This window comes from Stappia sp. TSB10P1A (assembly GCF_900185725.1).
Taxonomy (GTDB): domain Bacteria; phylum Pseudomonadota; class Alphaproteobacteria; order Rhizobiales; family Stappiaceae; genus Stappia.
The window spans coordinates 54,346-78,779 of sequence record NZ_FYAU01000024.1 but is presented as its reverse complement, the minus strand read 5'-3'; the positions used below and the strand labels follow the sequence as shown (position 1 = coordinate 78,779).

Annotated in this window: 27 protein-coding genes; 15 read left to right on the top strand and 12 right to left on the bottom strand. The window is 69.8% G+C overall.

What is annotated here, in order from left to right; all coding sequences use genetic code 11:
- Positions 1-22 precede the first annotated feature (22 nt).
- From TSB10P1A_RS08965 to TSB10P1A_RS08925, 9 genes are read right to left on the bottom strand one after another with little or no spacing between them, the layout of a single operon-like run.
- Positions 23-772, bottom strand: a complete 750-nt coding sequence (locus TSB10P1A_RS08965; RefSeq protein WP_186387578.1) for an urease accessory protein UreF — start codon at positions 770-772, stop codon at positions 23-25.
- A complete protein-coding gene (locus tag TSB10P1A_RS08960) occupies positions 762-1,331 on the bottom strand; it encodes an urease accessory protein UreE (protein ID WP_186387577.1) in 570 nt (189 codons plus the stop codon). The genes TSB10P1A_RS08965 and TSB10P1A_RS08960 overlap by 11 nt, the downstream gene beginning before the upstream one ends.
- Positions 1,328-1,936, bottom strand: a complete 609-nt coding sequence (locus TSB10P1A_RS08955) for a glutathione S-transferase family protein (RefSeq protein WP_186387576.1) — start codon at positions 1,934-1,936, stop codon at positions 1,328-1,330. Before TSB10P1A_RS08955 ends, TSB10P1A_RS08960 begins: the two co-directional genes overlap by 4 nt.
- Before the next feature lie 42 nt (positions 1,937-1,978).
- Positions 1,979-3,691, bottom strand: a complete 1,713-nt coding sequence (gene ureC / locus TSB10P1A_RS08950; RefSeq protein ID WP_186387575.1) for an urease subunit alpha — start codon at positions 3,689-3,691, stop codon at positions 1,979-1,981.
- Between the two features lie 9 nt (positions 3,692-3,700).
- Positions 3,701-4,018 carry an antibiotic biosynthesis monooxygenase gene (locus tag TSB10P1A_RS08945; RefSeq protein ID WP_186387574.1) on the bottom strand — a complete coding sequence of 106 codons (318 nt, stop codon included), beginning with the start codon at positions 4,016-4,018 and terminating at the stop codon, positions 3,701-3,703.
- A 3-nt stretch (positions 4,019-4,021) separates the two neighbouring features.
- Entirely contained in the window at positions 4,022-4,450 is a 429-nt protein-coding gene (locus TSB10P1A_RS08940) for a lysozyme inhibitor LprI family protein (protein ID WP_244293054.1), read from the bottom strand.
- 20 nt (positions 4,451-4,470) lie between these two features.
- Positions 4,471-4,776: an urease subunit beta gene (locus tag TSB10P1A_RS08935; protein ID WP_186387573.1), complete on the bottom strand. Its 306-nt coding sequence runs from the start codon at positions 4,774-4,776 to the stop codon at positions 4,471-4,473.
- Between the two features lie 15 nt (positions 4,777-4,791).
- Positions 4,792-5,094 carry an urease subunit gamma gene (locus TSB10P1A_RS08930; RefSeq protein WP_186387572.1) on the bottom strand — a complete coding sequence of 101 codons (303 nt, stop codon included), beginning with the start codon at positions 5,092-5,094 and terminating at the stop codon, positions 4,792-4,794.
- Positions 5,095-5,133: 39 nt separating this feature from the next.
- On the bottom strand, positions 5,134-5,982 hold the full coding sequence (locus tag TSB10P1A_RS08925) for an urease accessory protein UreD (protein ID WP_186387571.1): 849 nt from the start codon (positions 5,980-5,982) through the stop codon (positions 5,134-5,136).
- Positions 5,983-6,423: 441 nt separating this feature from the next.
- Here TSB10P1A_RS08925 and TSB10P1A_RS08920 point away from each other — a divergent pair, with 441 nt between their 5' ends.
- Both TSB10P1A_RS08920 and TSB10P1A_RS08915 read left to right on the top strand, forming a co-directional pair.
- Positions 6,424-7,842, top strand: coding sequence for a D-alanyl-D-alanine carboxypeptidase family protein (locus TSB10P1A_RS08920; protein WP_186387570.1), 1,419 nt, complete (start codon positions 6,424-6,426; stop codon positions 7,840-7,842).
- Positions 7,843-7,888: 46 nt separating this feature from the next.
- Positions 7,889-9,136 carry a GTP-binding protein gene (locus TSB10P1A_RS08915; RefSeq protein ID WP_208987052.1) on the top strand — a complete coding sequence of 416 codons (1,248 nt, stop codon included), beginning with the start codon at positions 7,889-7,891 and terminating at the stop codon, positions 9,134-9,136.
- On the opposite strand, the gene tesB is transcribed toward TSB10P1A_RS08915, so the two are convergent.
- Complete coding sequence (gene tesB / locus TSB10P1A_RS08910; RefSeq protein ID WP_186387569.1) at positions 9,137-10,012, bottom strand: acyl-CoA thioesterase II; 876 nt, start codon at positions 10,010-10,012, stop codon at positions 9,137-9,139.
- A 128-nt stretch (positions 10,013-10,140) separates the two neighbouring features.
- On the opposite strand from tesB, the gene TSB10P1A_RS08905 reads away from it, so the two are divergent.
- The 9 genes from TSB10P1A_RS08905 to TSB10P1A_RS08865 all read left to right on the top strand — a co-directional run bounded on the left by TSB10P1A_RS08905 (position 10,141) and on the right by TSB10P1A_RS08865 (position 17,265).
- Positions 10,141-11,370 carry a ubiquinone biosynthesis hydroxylase gene (locus tag TSB10P1A_RS08905; RefSeq protein WP_186387568.1) on the top strand — a complete coding sequence of 410 codons (1,230 nt, stop codon included), beginning with the start codon at positions 10,141-10,143 and terminating at the stop codon, positions 11,368-11,370.
- Between the two features lie 44 nt (positions 11,371-11,414).
- The gene (locus TSB10P1A_RS08900; protein WP_186387567.1) at positions 11,415-12,293 is read left to right on the top strand and encodes an SDR family NAD(P)-dependent oxidoreductase; all 879 of its coding nucleotides are present in this window, start codon (positions 11,415-11,417) and stop codon (positions 12,291-12,293) included.
- A 42-nt stretch (positions 12,294-12,335) separates the two neighbouring features.
- The gene (locus TSB10P1A_RS08895; protein ID WP_186387566.1) at positions 12,336-12,533 is read left to right on the top strand and encodes a twin transmembrane helix small protein; all 198 of its coding nucleotides are present in this window, start codon (positions 12,336-12,338) and stop codon (positions 12,531-12,533) included.
- A 38-nt stretch (positions 12,534-12,571) separates the two neighbouring features.
- Positions 12,572-13,147, top strand: coding sequence for a cob(I)yrinic acid a,c-diamide adenosyltransferase (locus TSB10P1A_RS08890; protein ID WP_186387565.1), 576 nt, complete (start codon positions 12,572-12,574; stop codon positions 13,145-13,147).
- A gap of 96 nt (positions 13,148-13,243) precedes the next feature.
- Positions 13,244-13,942, top strand: a complete 699-nt coding sequence (locus TSB10P1A_RS08885) for a rhomboid family intramembrane serine protease (RefSeq protein WP_186387564.1) — start codon at positions 13,244-13,246, stop codon at positions 13,940-13,942.
- Between the two features lie 217 nt (positions 13,943-14,159).
- Positions 14,160-14,909 (top strand): electron transfer flavoprotein subunit beta/FixA family protein, encoded by a 750-nt coding sequence (locus TSB10P1A_RS08880; protein WP_186387563.1) that lies wholly within the window; start codon positions 14,160-14,162, stop codon positions 14,907-14,909.
- Positions 14,910-14,934: 25 nt separating this feature from the next.
- On the top strand, positions 14,935-15,876 hold the full coding sequence (locus TSB10P1A_RS08875; RefSeq protein ID WP_186387562.1) for an electron transfer flavoprotein subunit alpha/FixB family protein: 942 nt from the start codon (positions 14,935-14,937) through the stop codon (positions 15,874-15,876).
- Between the two features lie 215 nt (positions 15,877-16,091).
- Positions 16,092-16,973 (top strand): 3-hydroxybutyryl-CoA dehydrogenase, encoded by an 882-nt coding sequence (locus TSB10P1A_RS08870; RefSeq protein WP_186387561.1) that lies wholly within the window; start codon positions 16,092-16,094, stop codon positions 16,971-16,973.
- A 91-nt stretch (positions 16,974-17,064) separates the two neighbouring features.
- Positions 17,065-17,265 (top strand): hypothetical protein, encoded by a 201-nt coding sequence (locus tag TSB10P1A_RS08865; protein ID WP_186387560.1) that lies wholly within the window; start codon positions 17,065-17,067, stop codon positions 17,263-17,265.
- 87 nt (positions 17,266-17,352) lie between these two features.
- On the opposite strand, the gene TSB10P1A_RS08860 is transcribed toward TSB10P1A_RS08865, so the two are convergent.
- On the bottom strand, positions 17,353-17,970 hold the full coding sequence (locus TSB10P1A_RS08860) for a TlpA disulfide reductase family protein (protein ID WP_244293067.1): 618 nt from the start codon (positions 17,968-17,970) through the stop codon (positions 17,353-17,355).
- Positions 17,971-18,076: 106 nt separating this feature from the next.
- Here TSB10P1A_RS08860 and argH point away from each other — a divergent pair, with 106 nt between their 5' ends.
- From argH to TSB10P1A_RS08840, 4 genes are all read left to right on the top strand, one after another.
- Entirely contained in the window at positions 18,077-19,474 is a 1,398-nt protein-coding gene (gene argH, locus TSB10P1A_RS08855; RefSeq protein ID WP_186387558.1) for an argininosuccinate lyase, read from the top strand.
- Positions 19,475-19,623: 149 nt separating this feature from the next.
- Positions 19,624-19,821, top strand: coding sequence for a lipoprotein (locus TSB10P1A_RS08850; protein WP_186387557.1), 198 nt, complete (start codon positions 19,624-19,626; stop codon positions 19,819-19,821).
- 69 nt (positions 19,822-19,890) lie between these two features.
- A complete protein-coding gene (gene lysA / locus TSB10P1A_RS08845; RefSeq protein ID WP_186387556.1) occupies positions 19,891-21,165 on the top strand; it encodes a diaminopimelate decarboxylase in 1,275 nt (424 codons plus the stop codon).
- A 106-nt stretch (positions 21,166-21,271) separates the two neighbouring features.
- A complete protein-coding gene (locus TSB10P1A_RS08840; protein WP_186387555.1) occupies positions 21,272-23,860 on the top strand; it encodes a TIGR02302 family protein in 2,589 nt (862 codons plus the stop codon).
- A 175-nt stretch (positions 23,861-24,035) separates the two neighbouring features.
- Here TSB10P1A_RS08840 and TSB10P1A_RS08835 read toward each other — a convergent pair whose 3' ends face one another.
- A complete protein-coding gene (locus TSB10P1A_RS08835; RefSeq protein WP_186387554.1) occupies positions 24,036-24,431 on the bottom strand; it encodes a response regulator in 396 nt (131 codons plus the stop codon).
- Between the last annotated feature and the right edge of the window lie 3 nt (positions 24,432-24,434).

Below are 24,434 nucleotides of genomic sequence, written 5' to 3'. Positions count from 1 at the left end.
GGGATCTCCTTCGAAAGGCCGCTCAGGAGCGGAACAGCCGGGTGTACTGGGTCTCGTGCTTCATGGAGGCGATGTCGGCGGCAAAGGCGCAGCCGCCGATCTCCTCGAGCGGCGCCTCCAGCGCGGCGACGGCAAGGGTGACGATCTCGTCCCCCAACCCGTTGACGACGCGCTGGCCGTCGGTCTGGCCGAGCGGCACGGCGCGCACCGCCGCCGAGACGAGGTTGGCGGCAAAGGCATGCAGGAAGGCGGTGGCGACCGGCCCTTCCGGCAGGCCCCAGGCCGCGGCGGCGGCGGAAAATGCCAGGGCATAGGTCCACTCCCCGCGCGCAAGCGCGGCCTCGCCTTGTGTCAGGCGGGCGAAAAGCCGCGTTGCCGCCGTGTCTCCGGAGGGAGGCCAGGCGCCGATGATGGCGGCGATGAAGGCGTCGCCCTGCGCGCTCGCCTCCAGCCGGCGCTCCGAACTCGGCTGCAGGGCGAGCGAGAGGTCGAGCAGCTCGCGGAACGCCGCCTCCTCGCCGAGGGCGGCCGCGCGCAGTCCGTGGACGAGCAGCAGCGTGTCGCTCCAGCCGGCGCCATGGCGCAGCACGCCGGTTACCCAGGCGCGCAGCGTCGCGGCATCGCGCACAGTGCCATCCTCGACCGCCCATTCCAGACCGTGGCTATAGGTATAGGCGCCGATCGGGAAGGACGGCGAGGTCCAGGCGAGCAGGGTGTGCAGCCCCGCGCCGGAAAGGCCGGCGCCGGACCCGGCGCTCGTCTCAGGAGCCATCCGCAGCGGGGCCGTCATGGGAGTGCGCGTGCGCGTGGGAGTGGGAATGGCCGTGAGGATGGTGGTGGCCGGCCTCATGGGAATGCGAATGGCCGTGGGAATGGGGATGGTCGTGCCCCTCGACCGTGCCATGGCCATAGGCGCCGCCTTCCGGATCGAAGGGGGCGACGAGCGGGGTGATCGTGCCGCCGAGCCGGGCCACCATGTCCTCGATCACGTGGTCGCGGCGGATGCGCAGGGCCCCACGCAGGAGCTGGGTCGGCAGATGGCGGTTGCCGAGATGCCAGGCGATGCGCAGCAGGTCGTCGGCGGTCGCCGCCTCGATCTCGACAAGCTCCTCGCCGGCCGCGAGAACGGCGACGATGCGGCCGTCCTCCAGCAGCAGTCCGTCGCCGTGATGCAGTTGCACCGGGCGCGGCAGGTCGAGCAGCACGCGGGTGCCGCCGGCACAGTCCAGCACCGCGCGGCGGCGGTGCCGGTCCTCCCGGTCGAGCACGATGCTGTCGGCCGGCGCGCCTTCCCAGCGGCCGGCGGCGAGGATCTCCTGTACCCGGATCATGCGATGGCCTCGGCTCCTCGTTTCATGGCGGCGGCCAGGGCCGGCCGCGAACCGGCCCGCTCGAGATAGTCGGCGAGGGGGCCGGCCGCCGGCAGGTCGAACTTCGCCAGCCTCGCCCAGTTGGCGCAATGGACGATCAGGATGTCGGGCACGGTGAATTCCGCCCCCATGACGAACGGGCCTTCGCCCAGAAGGTGCTCGAGATGGCGCAGGCCGGCGGCGAATTCGGCGGCGCAGACGCGCTTGACCTCCGGCACCCGCAGCTCCTCCGGATGGATGAAGCTGTTCTTGGCGGCGGTCCACAGGGCGCCTTCCAGCACGTCGACGGTGAACTGGGTGATCCCGTCCTGGCGCGCCCGCTCCAGCGTGCCGGCGGGACAGGTCAGCTTGCCGTGCTTGTCGGCGAGATACTGGCAGATGGCGACCGAATCGGTCAGCACTGCGTCGCCGTCCTTCAGCACCGGCACCTTGCCGGTCGGATTGAGCGCGGTGACCTCAGCGGCGTGCGGGGCTGCCGGGATGTAGTCGCAAGGTTCGCCCAGTTCCTCCAGCATCCACAGGACCCGCATGGCGCGGGTGCGCGGATAGCCGATCAGCGTGTACATGCAAGACTCCTCCGGTCGGTGACGGGTCCTCCGTCCTCGAACCTAGAACAGGAAATAGCGCTGGGCCATCGGCAGCACCTTTGCGGGTTCGCAGGTCAGCAGCTCGCCGTCGGCGCGCACCTCGTAGGTCTCCGGGTCGACCTCGATCACCGGGGTGGCGTCGTTCAGCACCATCGAGGCCTTGGAAATGCCTGAGCGGGTGTTGGAGACCGGCAGCACCAGCCGGTCGAGGCCGAGCCGCTCGCCAATGCCGTCGTCGAAGGCGGCCTGCGACACGAAGGTGACGCTGGAGGCGGTCATCGAGCGGCCATAGGCACCGAACATCGGCCGGTAGTGGACGGGCTGCGGCGTCGGGATCGAGGCGTTGGGATCGCCCATCGGCGCGGCGGCGATGGTGCCGAGCTTGAGCACCAGCTCCGGCTTGACGCCGAAGAAGGCGGGATCCCACAGCACCAGGTCGGCGAGCTTGCCGACCTCGACCGAGCCGACATGCTGCGAAATGCCATGGGCGATGGCCGGGTTGATCGTCACCTTGGCGATGTAGCGGCGGACGCGCAGGTTGTCGTTGTCGCCGCTCTCGCCGGCAAGGCGGCCGCGCTGGACCTTCATCTTGTGGGCGGTCTGGAAGGTGCGGATGATCACCTCGCCGACCCGACCCATCGCCTGGCTGTCGGAGGCGATGATCGAGAAGGCGCCCATGTCGTGCAGGATGTCCTCCGCCGCGATGGTCTCCTTGCGAATGCGGCTTTCGGCGAAGGCGACGTCCTCGGGGATCGAGCTGTCGAGGTGGTGGCACACCATCAGCATGTCGAGATGCTCGTCGATGGTGTTGACCGTGTAGGGCCGCGTCGGATTGGTCGAGGAGGGAATGACATTCGCCTCGCCGCACAGCTTGATGATGTCCGGCGCGTGGCCGCCGCCGGCGCCTTCCGTGTGGAAGGCGTGGATGGTGCGGCCCTTGAAGGCGGCGGTGGTGTTTTCCACGAAGCCGCTCTCGTTGAGCGTGTCGGTGTGGATCATCACCTGGATGTCGTAGGCGTCGGCGACCGCCAGGCAGCAGTCGATGGCCGCCGGCGTGGTGCCCCAGTCCTCGTGCAGCTTCAGCGCGCAGGCGCCGGCGAGGATCTGCTCCTCCAGCGCCGCCGGCAGCGCGGCATTGCCCTTGCCGGCGAAGGCGAGGTTCATCGGGAAGGCCTCGGCGGCCTGCAGCATCCGCTCCATGTGCCAGGGACCGGGGGTGCAGGTGGTGGCGTTGGTGCCGGTTGCCGGGCCGGTGCCGCCGCCCAGCATGGTGGTGACGCCGGACATCAGCGCCTCGTCGATCTGCTGCGGGCAGATGAAGTGGATATGCATGTCGAGGGCGCCGGCGGTGACGATCTTGCCCTCGCCGGCGATGGCCTCGGTGCCCGGGCCGATGACGATGTCGACGCCGGGCTGGATGTCCGGGTTGCCGGCCTTGCCGATGCCGGAGATGCGCCCGCCGGTCAGGCCGATATCGGCCTTGTAGATGCCGGTATGGTCGATGATCACCGCATTGGTGATGACCGTGTCGACGGCGCCTTGCGCCCGCGTGCGCTGGGACTGGCCCATGCCGTCGCGGATCACCTTGCCGCCGCCGAACTTCACCTCCTCGCCATAGACGGTGAAGTCCTTCTCGATCTCGATGACAAGGTCGGTGTCGGCAAGGCGGAGCCGGTCGCCGGTGGTCGGTCCGAACATGTCCGCATAGGCGGCGCGGCTGATCTTGAAGGGCATGGCCTTACCTCAATAGGTGACGATTTCCGAGTAGCTGGCGATGTCGGCCTCGACGCCGAGGCGGCGATAGAGCGCGCCGGGGTCGGAACCGCGGGCTTCGTAGAGCTTTCCAAGCGCCTCGCGTGCGGCGGCGAGATGGCCGGCGCTCTCCCAGCGGGCGAGGTTGACGAGATTGAACCGGCCGGGGCCGCCGGCCTTGCGGTAGAGGGCGCCGGACAGGAATCCCGGCTGGGCCGCCAGGAACGCCCGGTGCTCCGAGAACTCGTCGAGAAACGCCTCGACCGCCTCCTCGGGAACCACGAACTTGTTGATCACGGTGACGCCCATCGCTCAGTTCCCCAGACCCTCGGTCAGTTGTTCCAGTTCCTGGGTGCGCTGCTCGGTCAGTTCGGCAAGGCAGGAATAGATAAGCATCGGCTCCATCGAGCCGCCGCGGGCGAGGAAGCCGGCGGCGGCGCAGGCCTTGTCGCGATAGGGGACCCAGGCGCGCTGGGCCTCCTTCAGCGCCTCGGCGGCGCCCTTGAGGTCGGCGGAGAGATCGGCGTCCATCGCGCGCATCGCCTTCATCGCCGCCGCGTAGGCGGTGTTGAGCTCCTTGTCGGCGGCTTCCCAGTCCTTCTCGGCGCAGTAAGTGAGCTCCATCTGGACAGTGGCGTTCTCGCAATCGATGTCCGGATCCTGCTGGGCACTGGCGGGAGCGGCCGGCAGCCACAGGGCGAGCAGGGCGGCGGAGGCGGTCAGGAATGCTGGGCGGGTCACGTCGGGTGTCCTTCGGTTGGTCAGAGCGTGCCCATCACCTTGCCATTGAAACCGTAGACCGCGCGATCCCCCACATAGGGAACGAGGCTGATCTTCCGCGTCTGGCCCGGCTCGAAGCGGATCGCCGTGCCGGCGGGAATGTCCAGCCGGTGGCCGCGCGCCGCCGCCCGGTCGAAGGCGAGCGCCGGGTTGGTCTCGGCGAAATGATAGTGGGAGCCGACCTGCACCGGACGGTCGCCGGTGTTGGCGACCTCGATCTCCAGCACGCGGCGGCCGGCATTGAGCTCGATGTCGCCCTCGGCGGGCATCAGTTCACCCGGGATCATCCGGCGCTCCTTCTGTCAGCGAATCGGCTGGTGGACGGTGACGAGCTTGGTGCCGTCGGGAAAGGTCGCCTCCACCTGCACGTCGTGGATCATCTCGGCGATGCCGGGCATCACCTGGTCGCGGGTCAGCACCTCGCCGCCGGCGCTCATCAGCTCGGCGACGCTGCGCCCGTCGCGGGCGCCCTCGACGACGAAGTCGCTGATCAAGGCCACGGCCTCGGGATAGTTGAGCAGGACGCCGCGGGCGAGCCGCTTGCGGGCGACCTCGGCTGCCATGGCGATCAGCAGCTTGTCCTTTTCCCGCGGGGTCAGTTTCATGGCCTGGTCCTCATCTGCATCTGCGGTGCGTGCCTGTCCTCAGCAATACCATGTGCGCGGCAGGCGCGTGCCGCGCCAGGTCTCCAGGAAGGAGACGAGGCCGGCGCGCAGGTCCTGGCCGCTGTCGGCGAGAAAGCGGAAGACGAGAAGGTCGGGAAGGGCGCTGACGCCGCCGCGCAGCCGCTCGCCGAGCAGCGGGCCCATCGCCTCGCGCGCCCGCTCCAGCAGGCCGGAGACGCCCTCGCGGCAATCGACCAGCGTGGCGAAGGCGCGGCTGCCGGCCGCCGTCGCCGAGCCGGAGAGAATGTCGGTGGCATCGCCCTGGATGCGGGCCTCGTCGGCGAAGATCAGCCGGCCGTCGCGGCGGATGCGCCAGCGGTCGCGGAAGCCGAGGGCGTGCACATCCTCGCCCATCGCCTCGCGCCCGAGCACCAGGCTCTCCACCGCCAGCAGCCGGGCGCCGGGGGCAAGGTCGACGGTGAGCGAGCGCTGCAAGGAGGCGCGGTCGAACAGGATGGTCTCCTGCGGCAGCCATTCCAGCACCGCGTCCTCCTCCGCGCGCAGGGCGCTCGCCACCTCGGCCGGGCCGTCGATGCTGCGATAGACCCGCTCGGCCGCCTGGGTGGTCAGCACCGCATGGGCGCCGGGGCCGGCGGTGGCGTCGAACTCGATGCGGTCGCCGCCGGTCAGGCCGCCGGCGGTGTTGAGGAAGACGGCGACCGGCGGGGAGCCGTGGGTCTTCGGCAGGCGGATCTTGGCGGAGCCGCTCTGGCCGAGCTCCTTCAGCCGCGTCGCGTCGCCCTGCCGCGCGAAGGTGACATGGGCGTGCCCGTGCGCGCGCTGCATCGCGGGGGACGGGATCGCCGGGGCTGCGGGTTCGACGGTCATTCGGCTGTTTGGCCTCGCTCGAATAGTCATGGGAATCCGGAGCTTACGCCGGACGTTCGAGAGCCGCGAGAGGGTTGCGGCCGGTCGTCGCGCCCCTGTCGCAGGGGCGTCGGACGGTGCCAAGCAAGAGCGGGGCCAGTCGCGACCAGCCGCGGCCGGGCGGGCCGGCGGCGGCTTCCCGGCGCGGCGGACGGGAGCGACTGCCTCAATCTTCGGCAAATGCCGCTTGCGCGGGCAGGGGCGGTTGCCGCGCATAAGGACGGGCGGCGGACAGGGGCGGAAAACTTGCAGGTTTTGCATTCCGCCCGCAGGATCGGTTACATATATCCGGCATGGACATTCGGGCATGGACGGGGCCTCCCACGGGTGGCCCGTCCCGGCGCGGACAATTCGATGCGGCGGCTGGAGCTGTGGCGGCCGGACCTGCGGAGGCATTCTGACGTGCTGGCTGACGTGCTGGACTTTACCGGACGCCCCTTGCGCAAGCACCTGGGCAGGCATTTGCGCGGCCTCGCGATCGCGGCAGCGCTCGCGGTCGGCGCCCTGCTGCAGACCGGCGGGACCGCCCGCGCCGACATCGGCGCCTGGATCGTCATCGATGCGGAGACGGGGGCGGTGCTCGACCAGAAGGACGCGCTGCGCCAGTGGTATCCGGCTTCGGTGACCAAGCTGATGACCGCCTATCTCGCCTTCAAGGCGGTGCGCGAGGGGCGCGCGACGCTGGAAAGCGCCGTGGCGATCAGCACCAATGCCCATGCCCAGCCGCCCAGCAAGATGGGCTTCAAGCCCGGCACGCAACTGACGCTCGACAGCGCGCTGAAGATGCTGATCGTCAAGTCGGCGAACGACATCGCCGTGGCGATCGGCGAATCGATCGCCGGCTCCGAGCCCGCCTTCATCGACATGATGAACGCGGAGGCGCGGCGCCTCGGCATGAGCGCGACGACCTTCACCAATCCGCACGGGCTGCCGGACAACCGGCAGGTGTCCTCGGCCCGCGACCTGGCCGTGCTGGGACGGGCGGTGTGGCGGGAATTCCCGCAATATCAGGGCTATTTCAGCCTGCCGGCGATCCGGGTCGGCAAGCAGACGCTGCGCTCGGCGAACCGGGAATATCTCGCCCGCGTGCGCGGCGCCAACGGCATGAAGACCGGCTATATCTGCAATTCCGGACTGAACGTGGTGGCGACGGCGAGCCGTGGCGGACGCACCGTGCTGGTGGTGATCCTGGGCGCCTCGTCCGGCGTGGAACGGGCCGCCAAGGCCCGCGTGCTGGTCGATGCCGCGTTCAGCCAGCGGCCGGGGCGCTCCCTCGACAGCATGACCGGCATTGCCGGCGGGCCGCCGGCGGACGGCTATTGCAAGCGCAACCCCAGGCCGACCGCCGAGGAACTGCTCGCCGCCTACGGCACCGGCGGTCTGCGCGGCTCCAGGACGCTGTCCTATGCGCAGGCCGGCCCGGCGTCCGACGGCGTGCGCCAGTCGATCGTCGCCCAGGCGCCGCAACAGGTGGTCTCGGCGGATGACGACGCGCCGGCCGGGGACGACGGCAAGACCGACTGGGGCAAGGTGATGGACCAGATCATCGGCCCGCGCGCCCGCGCCGACCAGGCGCTGCAGGTCGGCCTCGGCGTGCCCAAGGGCGGCGCGGCGCCGGCCGAGGCGAAGGTCGCCGCGCTGACAACCGTGCCGATGCCGCGGGAAAAGCCGGCGACGGGCGCGGTCGCGGCGACGCCCGCCCTGCTGCCGACGGCCGCCGCCGCTGCGCCGGCGCCGCAGGGCGAAGCCAAGCCGGGCGCGATCTTCCGCGGCGAGCCGCTCTTGATCCTGCCGCGCCCGTCCCCAAATCCTCGCCCATAGACCGGTGCGTCGGCCGAGCGGCCGGCGTCCGCGAAAGGACCGTGACGTGACCGAGACCGACCAGACCGGCAAGCGCCCGCGCGGGCCGAAGCCGCCCATTCCGCTGACCGTCATCACCGGCTTTCTCGGCGCGGGCAAGACGACGCTGCTCAACACCCTGCTGAAGGATCCGGCGCTGGCCGACGCGGCGGTGATCATCAACGAGTTCGGCGAGGTCGGCCTCGACCACCTGTTCGTGGAAGGAGGCGAGGAGGGCATCGTCGAGCTGTCCTCCGGGTGCCTTTGCTGCACCATTCGCGGCGATCTGGTGACGACGCTGGAGGATCTGCTGCGCCGGCTCGACAACGGCCGCAGCGAGCGGCTGTCACGGGTGGTGATCGAGACGACGGGGCTCGCCGATCCGGCTCCCGTGCTGCACACGGTGATGCAGCATCCCTATCTGGTGATGCGCTACCAGCTCGACGGGGTGGTGACCCTGGTCGACGCGGTCAACGGGCTGGCGACGCTCGACGCGCAGGAGGAGGCGGTGAAGCAGGTGGCGGTGGCCGACCGCATCGTGCTGACCAAGACCGATCTTGCGGAGGGCGCGGCGGCGCTCGATCCGGCGAGCCCGCTGCGCCGGCGCATTGCCCGGCTCAACCCGGCCGCCCCGGTGATCCTGGCGGCCAGCGGCGAGGCGACGGCGGCCCGGCTGATCGGCACCGGGCTCTACGATCCGGCGACCAAGACGGCGGATGTGGCGCGCTGGCTGAACGAGGAAGCCTATCGCGACGGCCATTCCCATGGGCATCACCATCATGATCACCACGATCACGGGCATCACGATCACGGGCATCACGATCACGGGCATCACGATCACGGGCACCACGATCATGGGCACCACGATCATGGGCACGACGTGAACCGCCACGGCGATTCGATCCGTGCCTTCTCCCTGTCGACCGACCGGCCGATCCCGTCGGCGGCGCTGGAGATGTTCCTCGACCTGTTGCGCTCGGCGCATGGGCCGAAGCTGCTGCGGATGAAGGGGGTGGTGCAGCTCGCCGAGGATCCGGACCGGCCGGTGGTGCTGCACGGGGTGCAGCACGTGTTCCATCCACCGGCGACGCTGCCGGCCTGGCCGGACGCCGACCATCGCAGCCGGCTGGTGTTCATCACCCGCGACCTGCCGGAGACCTTCGTGCGCAAGCTGTTCGACGCCTTCACCGGGACGCCTTCGACCGACACGCCGGACGCGGCGGCGCTGTCCGACAATCCGCTGGCGATCCGCGGCTTCAGCGGCAGCTTCCGCTGATCAGGCCGGCGACCGGTCGGCGCGCACGCGGATGAGCCCTTCCTGCGCGACGGAGGCGACCAGCCGGCCGTCGCGCGAATAGAGCGAGCCGCGGGTGAAGCCGCGCCCGCCGGAGGCCGACGGGCTGTCCTCGGCATAGAGCAGCCACTCGTCGGCGCGGAACGGGCGATGGAACCACATGGCGTGGTCGAGACTTGCTACCTGGAGCCGCGGGTCGAACACGCTGGTGCCATGGGCGAAGAGCGAGGTGTCGAGCAGCGTCATGTCCGAGGCATAGGCAAGCACGCAGGAATGGACGCGCGGATCGTCGGGCAGGGCGGCGCTGGCCCGGACCCAGACATTCTGCGACGGGGTCAGCTTGCGGCGGCTGAAATAGTGGGTCATGTCGACGGGGCGCAGTTCGATCGGCCGGTCGCGCTCCCAGTAGCGGCGCACCGGCTCCGGCGCATGGGCGAGGAACTGTTCCTTCAGCTCCGCCTCGCCGGGCAGGTCCTCCGGCATCGGCACGTCGGGCATGGCGACCTGGTGGTCGAGGCCTTCTTCGAAGGTCTGGAAGGAGGCGGCCATGGAGAAGATCGGCTCGCCGTGCTGGATGGCGACGACGCGGCGGGTGGTGAAGCTGCCGCCGTCGCGGATGCGGTCGACCTCGTAGATGATCGGCACGGCCGGATCGCCGGGGCGCAGGAAATAGCCGTGCAGCGAATGGACGGCGCGGTCCTGCGGCACGGTGCGGGAGGCGGCGACCAGCGCCTGGCCGATCACCTGGCCGCCGAAAACCCGCTGCCAGCCGACCTGCGGGCTCATGCCGCGGAAGAGGTTGTGTTCCAGCGGCTCGAGATCGAGTATCGAGAGGAGGTCGTCGACGGCTGAGCGCATGCGGCACCTGTTCGCAGGGACGGAAAGGGTGCGTGAGCCTTCGGGGCGCCGGACGGCATTGTCAAGACTGACCCAGGGGCAGCCGTCCCGGGGCGTAGTAACGAGCGTGCAAACACGGGAGCGACAGGATGGGCATCCAGGCGGACGGGCTCGACGTGCTGGTCGGCGGCGGCGGTTATGTCGGCCTGTCGCTGGCGGTGGCGCTGAAGCAGGCCGATCCGGGCCTTCGCGTCGCCGTGGTCGATATGCGCCCGCGCGCGGCGCTGGAGCAGGATCCGCGCGCCTCGGCCGTCGCGGCGGCGGCGAGCCGCATGCTGGACCGGCTCGGCGTGTGGGAGCAGATCGTGCCGCATGCCCAGCCGATGATGGAGATGATCGTCACCGATTCGCGGCTGCGCGATGCGGTGCGGCCGGTGTTCCTGACCTTCGACGGCGAGGTGGAGCCGGGCGAGCCCTTTGCCCATATGGTGCCGAACGGGCGCATGGTCGCCGTGCTCGCCGAGCGGGCCGAGGCGCTCGGCGTCGAGCTGATCGCACCGGACACGGTCGCCGGCTTCGCGACCGGGCCGTCGGAGGTGGAGATCCGCCTTGCCTCGGGCGGGGTTCGCACGGCGAAACTGCTGGTCGCCGCCGACGGCGTGCGCTCGAAGCTGCGCGAGCTTGCCGGCATCGGCACGGTGCGCTGGGAGTACGACCAGTCCGGCATCGTCACCACCGTTGCCCATGAGCGGCCGCATGGCGGCCGCGCCGAGGAGCATTTCCTGCCCTCCGGCCCCTTCGCCATCCTGCCGCTGACCGGCAACCGCTCGTCGCTGGTGTGGACGGAGCGGCGCGTCGAGGCCGAGCGGCTGGTGAAGGGCGACGACTTCACCTTCGAGCTGGAGCTGGAGCGCCGCTTCGGCCATCACCTCGGCAAGCTGGAACTGGCCGGGCCGCGCCACGCCTTCCCGCTTGGTCTGACCCTGGCGCGCGACTTCGTGCGGCCCAGGCTGGCGCTGGCGGGCGATGCCGCCCACGGCATCCATCCGATCGCCGGCCAGGGGCTCAATCTCGGCTTCAAGGACGTGGCGGCGCTCGCCGAGGTGCTGGTCGAGGCGCGGCGGCTCGGCGAGGATATCGGCGCGCTCGACGTGCTGGAGCGCTACGAGCGCTGGCGGCGCTTCGACACGTTCCGCATGGGAGTGGTGACCGACGTCTTGAACCGACTGTTTTCCAACGATATGGATGTGGTGCGCGCGGCCCGCGATGTCGGCCTCGGCCTTGTCGACCGCATGCCGGGGCTGAAGCGCTTCTTCATCCGACAGGCGGCGGGGCTGGAGGGGCCGGCGCCGAGGCTGCTGGTCGGCGAAGCGATCTGACCGCATCGGAACGGGCTGGGACGGGACGGGAGAAGACCTGAGACATGGCCGGGTCACTGACAGCCGCATATGTCCGGCCGCAGCGCATCATTCTCATCACCGGCTGCTCCTCCGGGATCGGCGCCGCCGCCGCCCATACGCTGCGCGGCCGCGACTGGCGCGTCTTCGCCACCGCGCGGCGGGCGGAGGACGTGGACCGGCTGCGGGCGGAAGGCTTCGAGAGCTTCCGCCTCGACTATCAGGACGAGGCGAGCCTCATCGAGGGTGCGGCGGAGCTGTTCGAGCGCACCTCCGGCCGGCTCGACGCGCTGTTCAACAACGGCGCCTATGCCATTCCCGGCGCGCTGGAGGACATCCCCTCGGAGGCGCTGCGCGGGCTGTTCGAGGCGAACTTCCTCGGCTGGCACACGCTGACGCGGGCGGTGCTGCCGCATATGCGCCGGCAGGGGCACGGGCGCATCGTGCAGTGTTCGTCGATCCTCGGCTTCATGGGCATGCCCTATCGCGGGGCCTACAACGCCTCGAAATTCGCGCTGGAAGGCTATAGCGACACGCTGCGGCTGGAACTCGCCGGCGCCGGCATCCATGTCTCGCTGATCGAGCCGGGCCCGATCGCCACCCGCTTCACCCAGAACGCGATGGCGAATTTCGAAAGGGTGATCGGCGAAGAGGGGGCGGCCGCCTCGCCCCACCGGGAGATCTACGAGCGGCGCCTTGCCCGTATGCGGGCCGGCGAGCCGTCGCTGTTCAAGCTGCCGGCGCGGGCGGTGGTCAAGCGCCTGGTGCATGCGGTGGAGGCGCCGCGGCCGCGCCCGCGCTACCGGGTGACCGTGCCGACGACCGTGATGGCCGGCCTGAAACGCCTGCTGCCGACCCGGGGCTTCGACTGGGTGCTGTCGCGGGCGGCGCGATCCGAGGAATAGGACGCCGGCGCCTGCCGCGCCCCTGCTGAGAAAGGACTTCCGATGGCCGACTTCCTGCGCATGACCATACCCTTCGCCGTCGGGGCGGTGGCGGTCGTGCTGCTGCTGGGCTTGTGGAACATGATGCGCGGCGGCTCGTCCTCGCGCTCGCAGACCTTGATGCGCTGGCGCGTCGGACTGCAGTTCCTTGCCGTGGTCCTGGTGATGGTGGTGCTCTATCTCACCGGCGTGCGGCCGTAGGGCGCGGCCGGGAAACGAATTTCGCGGAAGGACATGCCATGGTGGTGCTGAACAAGATCTACACCAAGACGGGAGACGCCGGCACCACGGCGCTTGCCTCCGGCGAGCGGCGGCCGAAGCACGACCTCAGGGTCGAGGCCTATGGCACGGTCGACGAGACCAATGCGGTGGTCGGCCTGGCGCGGCTGGAGACGGCGCGCGGCCATCCCGAACTCGACGCGGTGCTGGCGCGGATCCAGAACGACCTGTTCGACCTCGGCGCCGATCTTGCCACACCGGAAAGCGACACGCCGCCGGCCTATCCGCCGCTGCGCGTCACCGAGGCGCAGGTCTCAGCCATCGAGGCGGCGATCGACCGGTTCAACGCCGACCTGTCGCCGCTGCGCTCCTTCGTGCTGCCGGGCGGTACGGCGGCGGCGGCGCAGCTCCATCTCGCCCGCACGGTGTCGCGCCGGGCCGAACGGCTGATGACCGAACTGGCGGCGCGCGAGACCGTCGGCCGGCCGGCGCTGGTCTACATGAACCGGCTCTCCGATTTCTTCTTCGTCGCCGCGCGCTGGGTCAACGACAAGGGCGCCGCCGACGTGCTGTGGGTGCCGGGCCAGAACCGCTAGGGTCAAGACCGCCCCTTGACGACGCACTTGACGACACACTTGACGCCGGGGCGCGCAGGCCGGAAAGCTGCGACGACGCAACAGGACGGCCGGCCGATGTTCATTCCGCTCTACGATCACAAGCCGCTCGTGCATGTGCGGCGACAATTTGTCACATGGGGGCTGATCCTCGCCAATGTGGCGATCTTCGTGCTGGTGCAGCAGGGCGGGCTGTCGGAGCCGGCGATGCAGGCCTCGAGCCTGTCCTACGGGCTGATCCCGGCCGTGCTGTTCGACCTGCGCGACCTGGCGCCCGATCTCGTGGTGTTTCCCGAGCCGGCGGCGCTGGTGACCTATGCCTTCCTGCATGGGAGCTGGATGCATCTGGGCGGCAACATGCTGTTCCTGTGGGTCTTCGGCGACAATGTCGAGGACGCGATGGGGCATTTTCGCTTCCTCCTGTTCTATCTGCTGTGCGCGGCCGCGGCCGGGCTCGGCCACGCCCTGATCGAGCCGGGGTCGATCGTGCCGCTGATCGGCGCCTCGGGCGCGGTGGCCGGCATCATCGGCGCCTATCTGGTGCTGCATCCCAAAGTGCGGGTCTGGGTGCTGGCCTTCGGCCGGCTGCCGCTGCGTCTGCCGGCCGCCTGGGTGCTGGGGGCGTGGATCGCCTTCCAGGTGGTGATGGTGCTGGGTCCGGCCGAGGACGGCGACACTGTCGCCTGGTGGGCGCATGTGGCCGGTGCCGCCGCCGGCGCCCTGCTGGTGGTGCCGATGCGCCGGCGCGGCGTGCCGCTGTTCGACAGGGGGGTGTAGGGGGCTTCGGGCGGGGTGGGGACGCGGGCGTCGCTCCTGCGACGGCAGGGTTCCCTTACGTGGCGTTGACAGCCACCAAGCGCGTCAGTACGGTCCCGGCCCGACGACACGGAACCTGCGGAAAGCTGCGGTTTCCGGCTGTCCTGAGGCGTTGCGGATACGAAAGGCGACCGGCGGCGGTAACTTGCGGTCGCGTCAGCGGGAGGTTGAAAAACCAATGAAAATCCTTGTGCCCGTGAAGCGGGTGATCGACTACAACGTCAAGGTGCGCGTGAAGGCCGACGGCTCGGGGGTCGATCTGGCCAACGTCAAGATGTCGATGAACCCGTTCGACGAGATCGCCGTCGAAGAGGCGATCCGTCTGCGCGAGGCCGGCAAGGCCACGGAGATCATCGTGGTCTCGGTCGGCCCGCAGCAGGCGCAGGAGACGCTGCGCACGGGCCTCGCCATGGGCGCCGACCGCGGCATCCTGGTCAAGACCGACGCCACCACCGAACCGCTCGCCGTCGCCAAGATCCTGAAGAAGGTGGTCGAGGACGAGCAGCCCGGCCTCGTCATCCTCGGCAAGCAGGCGATCGACGACGACTGCAACCAGACCGGACAGATGCTCGCCGCGCTGCTCGGCTGGAGCCAGGGCACCTTCGCCTCGAAGGTGGACCTCGGCGAGGGCACGGTCGACGTGACCCGCGAGGTCGACGGCGGCCTGCAGACCGTCAAGCTGAAGCTGCCGGCCATCGTCACGACGGACCTGCGCCTCAACGAGCCGCGCTACGCCTCGCTGCCGAACATCATGAAGGCGAAGAAGAAGCCGATCGACGAGAAGTCTCCGGAAGACTGCGGCGTCGACGTCACGCCGCGCCTGGAAGTGCTGAAGACCGTCGAACCGCCGGCACGCCAGGCCGGCGTCAAGGTGGCCGATGTCGCCGAGCTTGTCGCCAAGCTGAAGACCGAAGCCGGCGTGCTGTGATCGGACGGACAGGGAGACACTGACGATGACCATCCTTCTTGTTGCCGAACACAGCAACACCGCACTGAACGACGCCACCCACAAGGCGATGACCGCCGCCGCCGCGATGGGCGGCGACGTGCATGTGCTGGTCGCCGGCAAGGGCGCGCGCGCTGCCGCCGAGCAGGCCGCCAAGATCGCGGGTGCCGCCAAGGTGCTGCTCGCCGATGGCGACGGGCTTGCCCAGCAGCTCGCCGAGCCGATGTCGGAGCTGATCGTGTCGCTGGCCGGCGGCTATGACGCGATCGTCGCGCCGGCCACCGCCAACGGCAAGAACATCCTGCCGCGCGTCGCCGCGCTGCTCGACGTGATGCAGCTTTCCGACGTCACCGCCGTCATCGACGGGTCGACCTTCGAGCGGCCGATCTATGCCGGCAACGCCATCCAGACCGTCAAGTCGAACGATCCCAAGAAGGTGGTGACCGTGCGCACGGCGAGTTTCGCTGCCGCCGAGGAGACCGGTTCGGCCGCGATCGAGGAGATTTCGGCGACCCAGTCGGATCTGTCGACCTTCGTCGGCCAGGAACTGTCGAAGTCCGACCGTCCGGAGCTGACCTCGGCCAAGGTGATCATCTCCGGCGGCCGCGCGCTCGGCTCCAAGGAGAAGTTCGAGGAGGTGATGCTGCCGGTCGCCGACGCGTTGGGCGCGGCTGTCGGCGCCTCGCGCGCGGCGGTCGATGCGGGCTACGCGCCGAACGACTGGCAGGTCGGCCAGACCGGCAAGGTCGTCGCGCCGGATCTCTATATCGCCTGCGGCATCTCGGGCGCCATCCAGCACCTTGCCGGCATGAAGGACAGCAAGGTGATCGTGGCGATCAACAAGGACGAGGAAGCGCCGATCTTCCAGGTCGCCGACTATGGTCTCGTCGCGGACCTGTTCGAGGTGCTGCCGCAGTTCAAGGCCGCCGTCGAGGCCGCCAAGGGCTGACGGCACCGCGCCGCGGCGCGGGGGAGACGACTGCGAAGGGCCCGTCCTCGGCGGGCCCTTCCGCGTTGCCGGCGACGGTTGGCGCCATGGCGCTGCTGCCTTGCGAAAAAGCGCCGCCGGGTCCTTGCGGCGGGCTCGCGAAGTTGCCATGAATAGCCCTCACTTTCCCCAAGGGTGCGCCGCGCGGCGGCACCGAAACGAAATCGGGACGGACGATGGTGGTCGAGATCAAGAAAGTCGGCGTGATCGGCTCGGGCCAGATGGGCAGCGGCATTGCGCATGTCTGCGCCGTCGCCGGCTTCGAGGTGCAGCTCAACGACATTTCCCGGGATCGGATCCAGTCCGGTCTGGCCTCGATCAACGGCAACATGGCCCGCCAGGTGTCCAAGGGGCAGCTGACCGAGGACGAGCGCACGGCGGCCCTGTCGCGGATCGTGCCGGCCGAGAGCATGGACGAACTCGGCGATGTCGACCTCGTCATCGAATCGGCCGTCGAGAACGAACAGATCAAGCGCAAGATCTTCAGCCAGCTTTGTCCGCTGCTGAAGCCGGAGGCGATCCTCGCCACCAACACCTCGTCGATCTCGATCACCCGCCTGGCGGCGACCACCGACCGGCCGGAGCGCTTCATCGGCATTCATTTCATGAATCCGGTGCCGCTGATGGAGCTGGTGGAACTGGTGCGCGGCATCGCCACGGAGGACGAGACCTTCGAGGCGGCGCGGGTGTTCACCCGCAAGCTCGGCAAGACCATCGCGGTTGCCGAGGATTTCCCCGCCTTCATGGTCAACCGCATCCTGCTGCCGATGATCAACGAGGCGATCTACACGCTCTATGAGGGCGTCGGCTCGGTCGAGGCGATCGACACGGCGATGAAGCTCGGCGCCAACCATCCGATGGGCCCGCTGCAGCTCGCCGACTTCATCGGCCTCGACACCTGCCTGTCGATCATGCAGGTGCTCTACGAGGGCCTCGCCGACACCAAGTACCGCCCGTGCCCGCTGCTGGTGAAATATGTCGAGGCCGGCTGGCTCGGCCGCAAGACCCAGCGCGGCTTCTACGACTATCGCGGCGACGTGCCGGTTCCCACCCGCTGAGGCGGGCGGGTACCCGCGCAGGTTGCCCGGATTAACCCGTCGTTAATGCTGGTCGTGCGAGGGGTGGGAAGGCTCGAACCGGGAGGCTTTCATGTCCAGTGTTGCCGCCGCCATGGTCGGCATGTCGCAGGCGCAGACCCAGACGCAGCTTGCCGCGACCTTCATGAAGCAGAATGCCGATGCCACGGCCGCGCTCGCGGCCATGCTGGAGCAGAATGCCGACTATGCCGCCGCCGTGGCCAAGGCTCCGACGCCGGCGGGCGTCGGCGGCAGGCTCGACATCTCCGCCTGATCTTTTCCACGACCTGCCGGAAACCATCAAGCGCCGGACGCATCCGCCCGGCGCTTTTGTCGTTCGGTTTCCGTCGAGCCGGGCGTCTTAGCTGCCGGTCCCTTCAGGAGCTGCCTTGCGCTGGGCGTCGATGGCCGCGCGCACCAGGGCCTTGGCATCGTCCGAGGCCCATTCGGCCGGTCCCATCAGCGCGCCGATCTCGCAGCCCTCGCCATCGACCAGCAGCGTCGTCGGCAGGCCCGGCGCGCGGCCGCGCGAGCGCACGTCCTGGAAGATCTTCATGCTGGGATCGGCATAGAAGGCGAGGTTGCCGACGCCGATCTCCTGAAGGAAGGCACGCGGCTTTTCCTCGCCGGTCTGGTCGACGCTGACGGCGACCACTTCGAAATCCTCGCCGCCCAAGTCCGCCTGCAATTCGTCGAGCGCCGGCATCTCCTTGCGGCAGGGCGCGCACCAGGTGGCCCAGAGATTGACCAGGACCACCCTGTTGCGGAAATCGCCGAGGGTGATCGGCTCGCCCGCATCGTTGCGGAAGGCAAGGTCGGAGAGCGCGTTCGGGTTCTTCGCCGGCAGGAACGCAGCCACCTCGCCGCGGGCGAGCGGCGCGATCTCGGCGGCAAGGCTAGCTGCGGCGCTGCAGGCACCGGCCTGCTGCCGGTTGCCATCGGCCCCGCCGATCACGTATACCCCCGCCAGTCCCGCCATCAGGGCCACGGCGGCACCTCCGAGAAGGAGCGTGCGCCGGGGAGGCCTGGTTCCGTTGGTCATCGATCCATTACCCGTTCCTTAGGGGCGCCAGAAAGGCACGTTCATGAGCAATCGCATGTGGGGAGGCCGGTTCTCGGATGGGCCGGACGCCATCATGGAGGAGATCAACGCCTCCATCGACTACGATCGCAAGCTCTACCGGCAGGATATAGAGGGTTCGAAGGCTCATGTCCGCATGCTTGCAGCGCGCGAAATTGTCGCCGCCGAGGATGCCGAGAAGATCGCTCACGGTCTAGACACGATCCGGTCAGAGATCGAGGCGGGCGACTTCGCCTTCTCGCGGGCGCTCGAGGACATCCACATGAACATCGAGGCGCGGCTGGCCGAACTGATCGGCCCGGCCGCCGGCCGCCTGCACACGGCGCGCTCGCGAAACGACCAGGTCGCCACCGATTTCCGCATCTGGGTGCGCGACACGCTGGACACGCTCGACGAGCAGCTCACCGAGCTCCTGCAGGCGCTCAGCGAGCGGGCGCTCGCCCATGCCGGCGACGTGATGCCGGGCTTCACCCATCTGCAGTCGGCCCAGCCGGTGACTTTCGGCCACCACCTGATGGCCTATGTCGAGATGTTCGCCCGCGACCGCTCGCGCATGCGCGATGCCCGCAAGCGGATGAACGAATGCCCGCTCGGCTCCGCCGCGCTGGCCGGCACGTCCTTCCCGATCGACCGGGAGATGACGGCGGCGGCGCTCGGCTTCGACCGGCCGACGGCCAATTCGCTCGACGCGGTGTCCGACCGCGACTTCATCATCGAGGCGCTGGGGGCGGCCTCGATCTGCGCCATGCACCTGTCGCGTCTTGCCGAGGAAATCGTCATCTGGTGCTCGGCGCAGTTCGGCTTCGTCACCCTGTCCGACCGCTTCTCAACCGGCTCCTCGATCATGCCGCAGAAGAAGAACCCGGACGCGGCCGAGCTGGTGCGCGCCAAGACGGGCCGCATCTACGGCTCGCTGACGGCGCTGCTGGTGATGATGAAGGGCCTGCCGCTGGCCTATTCGAAGGACATGCAGGAAGACAAGGAACAGGCCTTCGACGGGCTGCCGAGCCTGTCGCTGGCGCTGGCCGCGATGACCGGCATGGTCCGCGACCTGACCGCCAACACCAGGACGATGAAGGCCGCCGCCGGCTCGGGCTACTCGACCGCGACGGATCTGGCCGACTGGCTGGTGCGGGTGATCGGCATGCCGTTCCGCGAGGCGCATCACGTCACCGGGCGCGCCGTCGGCCTTGCCGTGGAGCGCGGGGTGCCGCTGCACCGGCTGCCGCTGGAAGACCTGCAGGCGATCGAGCCGCGCATCACCGAGGACATCTTCACCGTGCTGTCGGTCGACAAGTCGGTGCGCTCGCGCACCAGCTATGGCGGCACGGCGCCGGCCAATGTCCGCAAGCAGGCCAAGCGCTGGCTGAAGGCGCTGGAGCGCGAGGCCGCGCGGCGCTAGAGACCTGCGGCAGCAAGGCGGCCCAAGGTCCCGACCCTGGGGACTTGCGGCAAACGCCGCCGCATGCGAGGAAACGGCAGGGGCCGGCCGGGCCGGCCCGCTTCGAACGGACGTCAACAGGAGCGACGCTCACCATGGCGAAAGCTGGCATGTCTCGGGTCCTGAGCGGCGGCGTGCTGATCGCGGCCGTGCTGGCGCTGACGCTGGCCGGCTGCGGCCGTCGCGGCGCCCTCGATCGTCCAGGTCAGGTGGATCCCGCCGTCTCCGCGCCCGGTCAGGCGGCTCCGGCGCAGGCGCCGGCGTCGGCGCGCCCGGACCGACCCTTCATCCTCGACGCCATCATCTGAGACGTCGCGTTTTCATGCCGGCAGCCGGCGGCGCCACCGCCACCGGTGCCCTCTGGTCAGGACAAGGCCTTGCATCACTTCCACTATGTCGATGGCCGGCTGTTTGCCGAGGACGTGCCGGTCGAGACCATCGCCGCCGAGGTCGGAACTCCGTTCTATTGCTATTCCACCGCCACGCTGGAGCGGCACTACCGGGTGTTCAGCGAGGCTTTCGCCGGCATCCCGACGCTCGTCTGCTACGCGATGAAGGCGAATTCCAACCAGGCGGTGCTGTCGACGCTGGCGCGGCTCGGCGCCGGCATGGACGTGGTTTCGGAAGGCGAATTGCGCCGGGCGCGGGCGGCCGGGGTGCCGGCCGACCGGATCATGTTCTCCGGCGTCGGCAAGACGGCGCAGGAACAGGCGCACGCGCTCGACGAGGACATTCTGTGCTTCAATGTTGAGAGCGAGCCGGAACTGGTGCAGCTTTCGCAGGTGGCGAGCCAGAAGGGCCGCACGGCGCGGGTCTCGATCCGCATCAACCCGGATGTCGACGCGCGCACCCATGCCAAGATCGCCACCGGCAAGGCGGAGAACAAGTTCGGCATTCCCTGGGGCCGGGCGCGCGAGGTCTATGCCCATGCGGCCGCCCTGCCGGGGCTGCAGGTGTCGGGCATCGACATGCATATCGGCTCGCAGATCACCGAGCTGGAGCCCTTCGACACGGCGTTCTCGCGGCTCGGCGGGTTGATCGCGGACCTGCGCGGCGACGGCCATGCCATCGATCATGTCGATCTCGGCGGCGGGCTCGGCATTCCCTACCGGGACAACAACGAGCCGCCGCCGCACCCGGAGGCCTATGCGGAGGTGGTGCGCCGGCATGTCGAGCATCTCGACTGCAAGGTGATCTTCGAGCCGGGGCGGATGATCGCCGGCAATGCCGGCATCCTCGTCACCCGCGTCCTCTATGTGAAGCAGGGCGCGGCGAAGACCTTCGTGGTCGTCGACGCGGCGATGAACGACCTGATCCGCCCGACGCTCTACGATGCCTATCACGAGATCCGCACGGTGGTCCTGCCGGCCCCCGACCATCCGCGGGTGATGGCCGACGTGGTCGGTCCGGTCTGCGAGACCGGCGACTATCTCGGCCATGATCGCGACATGCCGGCGGTTGTGCCGGGCGACCTGCTGGTCGTGCATTCGGCCGGCGCCTATGGCGCGGTGCAGGCCTGCAGCTACAACAGCCGGCTGCTCGTTCCGGAGGTTCTGGTGAAGGGCGACGCCCACGCGGTGGTGCGTCCCCGGCCGACCTACGAGGAGTTGATCGGCCTCGACAGGCTGCCGTCCTGGCTCGACGAGAGCTGAGCCGCGGGGCGCCTTTGCCCGGCGCGGCCTTGCCAAAGCGGACGAAACGCCCCACCCTAACGGAACGGGGGCGGGTGACCCAAGGGTCGGGCCGCGGAGGCAGACAGTGACAGACGCGACGACACCGGCCGGTTCCGGAGCGGAACCCGGCCCAGCCGTCCCGCCGCCGGGCGACGAGGCCCGGCGCGCGCGCGCGCGCCTCGAACGGGCGGTTCTGTGCACGCGCCTGTCGCTGCTTTGGGAGCGGGTCTGGCCGCCGCTGCACTCGGTCCTGATCGTTGTCGCCCTCTATGTCGGCCTGTCCTGGCTCGGCCTGTGGTCGATGCTGCCGTCCTGGCTGTCGGCGATCGCCGCGCTCGGCGTCCTGGCCGCTGCCGTGTACGCCGCCCTGCCGCTCGCCCGTGCCGGTTCTCCCTCCCGCGCCGAAGCGCTGGCTCGGATCGAGCGTGTCTCGGGCCTCAGCCACCGGCCGCTGGCGGCGCTGGACGACCGGCTGTTCGACGGCGGCGAGAGGGCCGAGACGCGGGCGTTGTGGGAGGTGCACCGCCGCCGCGCCAGCGCCGCTCTGGCCAGCGTGCGCACCGATCTGCCGAGCCCGCAGGCCTTCCGCCGCGATCCCTTTGCCCTGCGCGTGCTGGCGGCGATGCTGCTGGTGGTCGGCTATTTCGCGGCCGAGGGCAGCCATCTGTCGCGGCTGTCGCCGTTCGGCGGCGGCGCGCCGCAGGCGGCCCCCGTTGCCGCCCGGATCGATGCCTGGATCGCGCCACCGGTCTATACCGGCCGGGCGCCGGTGTTCCTGACCGGGGCGGCGGCCGAATTGCGCGACCCCGGCAAGGCGATCAGCGTGCCGCAGGGCAGCGAGGTGATCGTCCGCGCGCAAGGGGTCGGTGCGCTTGCCGTGCTGCTGGTCACGCCGCAGGAGACGGTGAACCTGGCCGAGGCCGGCGGGGGGAGCGGCGACGAGGGCGCGGCGCCGGCGGCTGTCGCAGGCGGTTTGCGCAGCCGGCTCGAGACGTCCGCGACGCTGGAGATCCGCGACGGCGAAGCGCTCGTGCATGCCTGGCAGGTGGCGGTGGAGCCGGACGAGCCGCCGACCATCCGCCTGCTCAACGATCCGGAAGAGCAGCTCAGCGGCGCGGTCAAATTCACCTATCTGGCGCAGGACGACTACGGCATCGTCGGCGCGCGCGCCGACATCCGCCCGGCGCAGCGCCGCAACCAGGACAGCGGCGCGGCGATCCGCCCCCTGGTCGAGGCGCCGAGCTTTCCGCTGTCGCTGGCCGCCGGCGAGCGGCGCACCGGGACCGGCGAAACGATTCGCGACCTGACCAGCCATCCCTGGGCCGGCTCCGAGGTGGACGTGGTGCTGAGCGCCAGCGACCATGCCGGACAGACCGGCTATTCCGAGCCGCACCGCTTCACCCTGCCGCAGCGGCGCTTCGCCAAGCCGCTGGCGCGTGCGGTGGTCGAGCAGCGCCGCAGCCTGGCGCTCGACGCCAATGCGCAGGTGCGCGTGCTCGACGCGTTCGACGGCCTGATGCTGGCGCCGGAAGTCTTCGGCGAGAAGCTGCGGACCCATCTCGGCATGCGCTTCGCCCGTGGCCAGCTCGTTGCCGCGCAGTCGGACGACGAGCTGCGCGATGTCGTCGACCTGCTGTGGGAACTGGCGCTGAACATCGAGGACGGCGACCTGTCGACCGCCGAGCGGGCCTTGCGCGACGCGCAGGAAGCGCTGCGCCGGGCGCTGGAGGGGGGAGCGTCCGACGAGGAGATCGCCCGGCTGACGGAAGAGCTGCGCCAGGCGCTGAACGAATACATGCAGGCGCTGGCCGAGCAGTTGCGGCAGAACCCGCAAGCGATGCAGCCGCTCGATCCGAATGCGCAGAACCTGCGGCCGCAGGACCTCAACGAGATGCTGTCGCGGATCGAGGAACTGGCGCGCAGCGGCTCGCGCGATGCCGCGCGCGAACTGCTCGCCCAGATGCAGCGGATGCTGGAGAACCTGCAGGCCGGCCGGCCGCAGCAGATGCCGGACAGCATGACGCAGGAGATGATGCAGGCGCTCAACGAGCTCGGCCGGATGATCCAGCGGCAGCAGGAGCTGATGGACCAGACCAACCGCTTCAACCAGCAGCAGGAGCAGGGTCGTCAGCAGGGCCAGCAGGGTCAGCAAGGCCAGCCGGGACAAATGACGCCGGAAGAGCTTGCCGAGGCCCTGAGGCAGCTTCAGGAAGGGCAGGGGCAACTGGGCGAGCGGCTGCAGCAGCTTCTCGACCAGATGGCCCGCAACGGCATGCCGTCGAACGACGACCTCGGCCGGGCCGGCGAGGAGATGGGCAATGCCCGCGACAGCCTCGGCCAGGGTCAGCCGGGCGATGCCGTCGGACAGCAGGGCAATGCGCTGGATGCGCTGCGGCGCGGGGCGCAGGGCATGGCGGAACAGATGTTCGGACAGCCGGGGCCGGGCGACGGGCCCGGCATGGCCGGACGCCAGGGCAGCCCGATGGACGAGGACCCGCTCGGGCGGCCGCGCCGCACGGAAGGGCCGGATTTCGGCGACCGGGTGCGGGTGCCGGACGAGATCGACGTGCAGCGGGCGCGCCGGATCCTGGAGGAGTTGCGCCGGCGCTTCTCGGACCCGACCCGGCCGATGATCGAACTCGATTATCTGGAGCGGCTGCTGCGGCGCAACTGAGCGGCGCCTTGCGGGCGTGCGCTGCGATTTCGGGCTCGCGCGGGACAAGCTCGGGCCCGTTGCGTTTCAACGGACGATTGGGGGAAGAAGGAAGCCGGCGACAGCGCCGGAGCGGGAGACGACGGCTCGCCTCCGTGAAGGAAGGGCTGCGGCCGAGGCGCAGGCCGCCACGCGGTCAGGCGTAGCGGCGGGTCTCTTCGCGGCAGATGCCGAGCAGGGCATCGCTGACGGCGCGGCGGATTTCCGCCAGCGAGAACGGCTTGGTGACGACGTCGTGGATCAGCGCGTCGAGCCCGTTCGCCCGCTCGCGCTGGTCGGCGAAGCCCGTCATCAGCAGGATCGGCACGGCGGGATAGTCGCGGGCGGCGATCAGGGCGAAGGCGATGCCGTCCATCACCGGCATCTTGATGTCCGAAAGGATGAGGTCGAAGGCGCCCTTTTCCTTCGCCAGCGTCTCGGCCGCCGCCGCACCGTCTTCCAGGGCGACCACGGCGTGACCGTCCAGCTCGAGGGCGCGCTTGACGAAGCTGCGAACGGCTTCGTCGTCTTCGGCGATCAGAATGCGGGCCATGTC

Excerpts from the sequence above, each read along its gene's own strand:
- TSB10P1A_RS08965 (WP_186387578.1), bottom strand. The coding sequence starts at position 772 with ATGGCTCCTGAGACGAGCGCCGGGTCCGGCGCCGGCCTTTCCGGCGCG.
- TSB10P1A_RS08960 (WP_186387577.1), bottom strand. The coding sequence starts at position 1,331 with ATGATCCGGGTACAGGAGATCCTCGCCGCCGGCCGCTGGGAAGGCGCG.
- TSB10P1A_RS08955 (WP_186387576.1), bottom strand. The coding sequence starts at position 1,936 with ATGTACACGCTGATCGGCTATCCGCGCACCCGCGCCATGCGGGTCCTG.
- ureC (WP_186387575.1), bottom strand. The coding sequence starts at position 3,691 with ATGCCCTTCAAGATCAGCCGCGCCGCCTATGCGGACATGTTCGGACCG.
- TSB10P1A_RS08945 (WP_186387574.1), bottom strand. The coding sequence starts at position 4,018 with ATGGGCGTCACCGTGATCAACAAGTTCGTGGTTCCCGAGGAGGCGGTC.
- TSB10P1A_RS08935 (WP_186387573.1), bottom strand. The coding sequence starts at position 4,776 with ATGATCCCGGGTGAACTGATGCCCGCCGAGGGCGACATCGAGCTCAAT.
- TSB10P1A_RS08930 (WP_186387572.1), bottom strand. The coding sequence starts at position 5,094 with ATGAAACTGACCCCGCGGGAAAAGGACAAGCTGCTGATCGCCATGGCA.
- TSB10P1A_RS08925 (WP_186387571.1), bottom strand. The coding sequence starts at position 5,982 with ATGACCGTCGAACCCGCAGCCCCGGCGATCCCGTCCCCCGCGATGCAG.
- tesB (WP_186387569.1), bottom strand. The coding sequence starts at position 10,012 with ATGCGCTCAGCCGTCGACGACCTCCTCTCGATACTCGATCTCGAGCCG.
- TSB10P1A_RS08905 (WP_186387568.1), top strand. The coding sequence starts at position 10,141 with ATGGGCATCCAGGCGGACGGGCTCGACGTGCTGGTCGGCGGCGGCGGT.
- TSB10P1A_RS08900 (WP_186387567.1), top strand. The coding sequence starts at position 11,415 with ATGGCCGGGTCACTGACAGCCGCATATGTCCGGCCGCAGCGCATCATT.
- TSB10P1A_RS08895 (WP_186387566.1), top strand. The coding sequence starts at position 12,336 with ATGGCCGACTTCCTGCGCATGACCATACCCTTCGCCGTCGGGGCGGTG.
- TSB10P1A_RS08890 (WP_186387565.1), top strand. The coding sequence starts at position 12,572 with ATGGTGGTGCTGAACAAGATCTACACCAAGACGGGAGACGCCGGCACC.
- TSB10P1A_RS08885 (WP_186387564.1), top strand. The coding sequence starts at position 13,244 with ATGTTCATTCCGCTCTACGATCACAAGCCGCTCGTGCATGTGCGGCGA.
- TSB10P1A_RS08880 (WP_186387563.1), top strand. The coding sequence starts at position 14,160 with ATGAAAATCCTTGTGCCCGTGAAGCGGGTGATCGACTACAACGTCAAG.
- TSB10P1A_RS08875 (WP_186387562.1), top strand. The coding sequence starts at position 14,935 with ATGACCATCCTTCTTGTTGCCGAACACAGCAACACCGCACTGAACGAC.
- TSB10P1A_RS08870 (WP_186387561.1), top strand. The coding sequence starts at position 16,092 with ATGGTGGTCGAGATCAAGAAAGTCGGCGTGATCGGCTCGGGCCAGATG.
- TSB10P1A_RS08865 (WP_186387560.1), top strand. The coding sequence starts at position 17,065 with ATGTCCAGTGTTGCCGCCGCCATGGTCGGCATGTCGCAGGCGCAGACC.
- TSB10P1A_RS08860 (WP_244293067.1), bottom strand. The coding sequence starts at position 17,970 with ATGGCGGGACTGGCGGGGGTATACGTGATCGGCGGGGCCGATGGCAAC.
- argH (WP_186387558.1), top strand. The coding sequence starts at position 18,077 with ATGAGCAATCGCATGTGGGGAGGCCGGTTCTCGGATGGGCCGGACGCC.
- TSB10P1A_RS08850 (WP_186387557.1), top strand. The coding sequence starts at position 19,624 with ATGTCTCGGGTCCTGAGCGGCGGCGTGCTGATCGCGGCCGTGCTGGCG.
- TSB10P1A_RS08835 (WP_186387554.1), bottom strand. The coding sequence starts at position 24,431 with ATGGCCCGCATTCTGATCGCCGAAGACGACGAAGCCGTTCGCAGCTTC.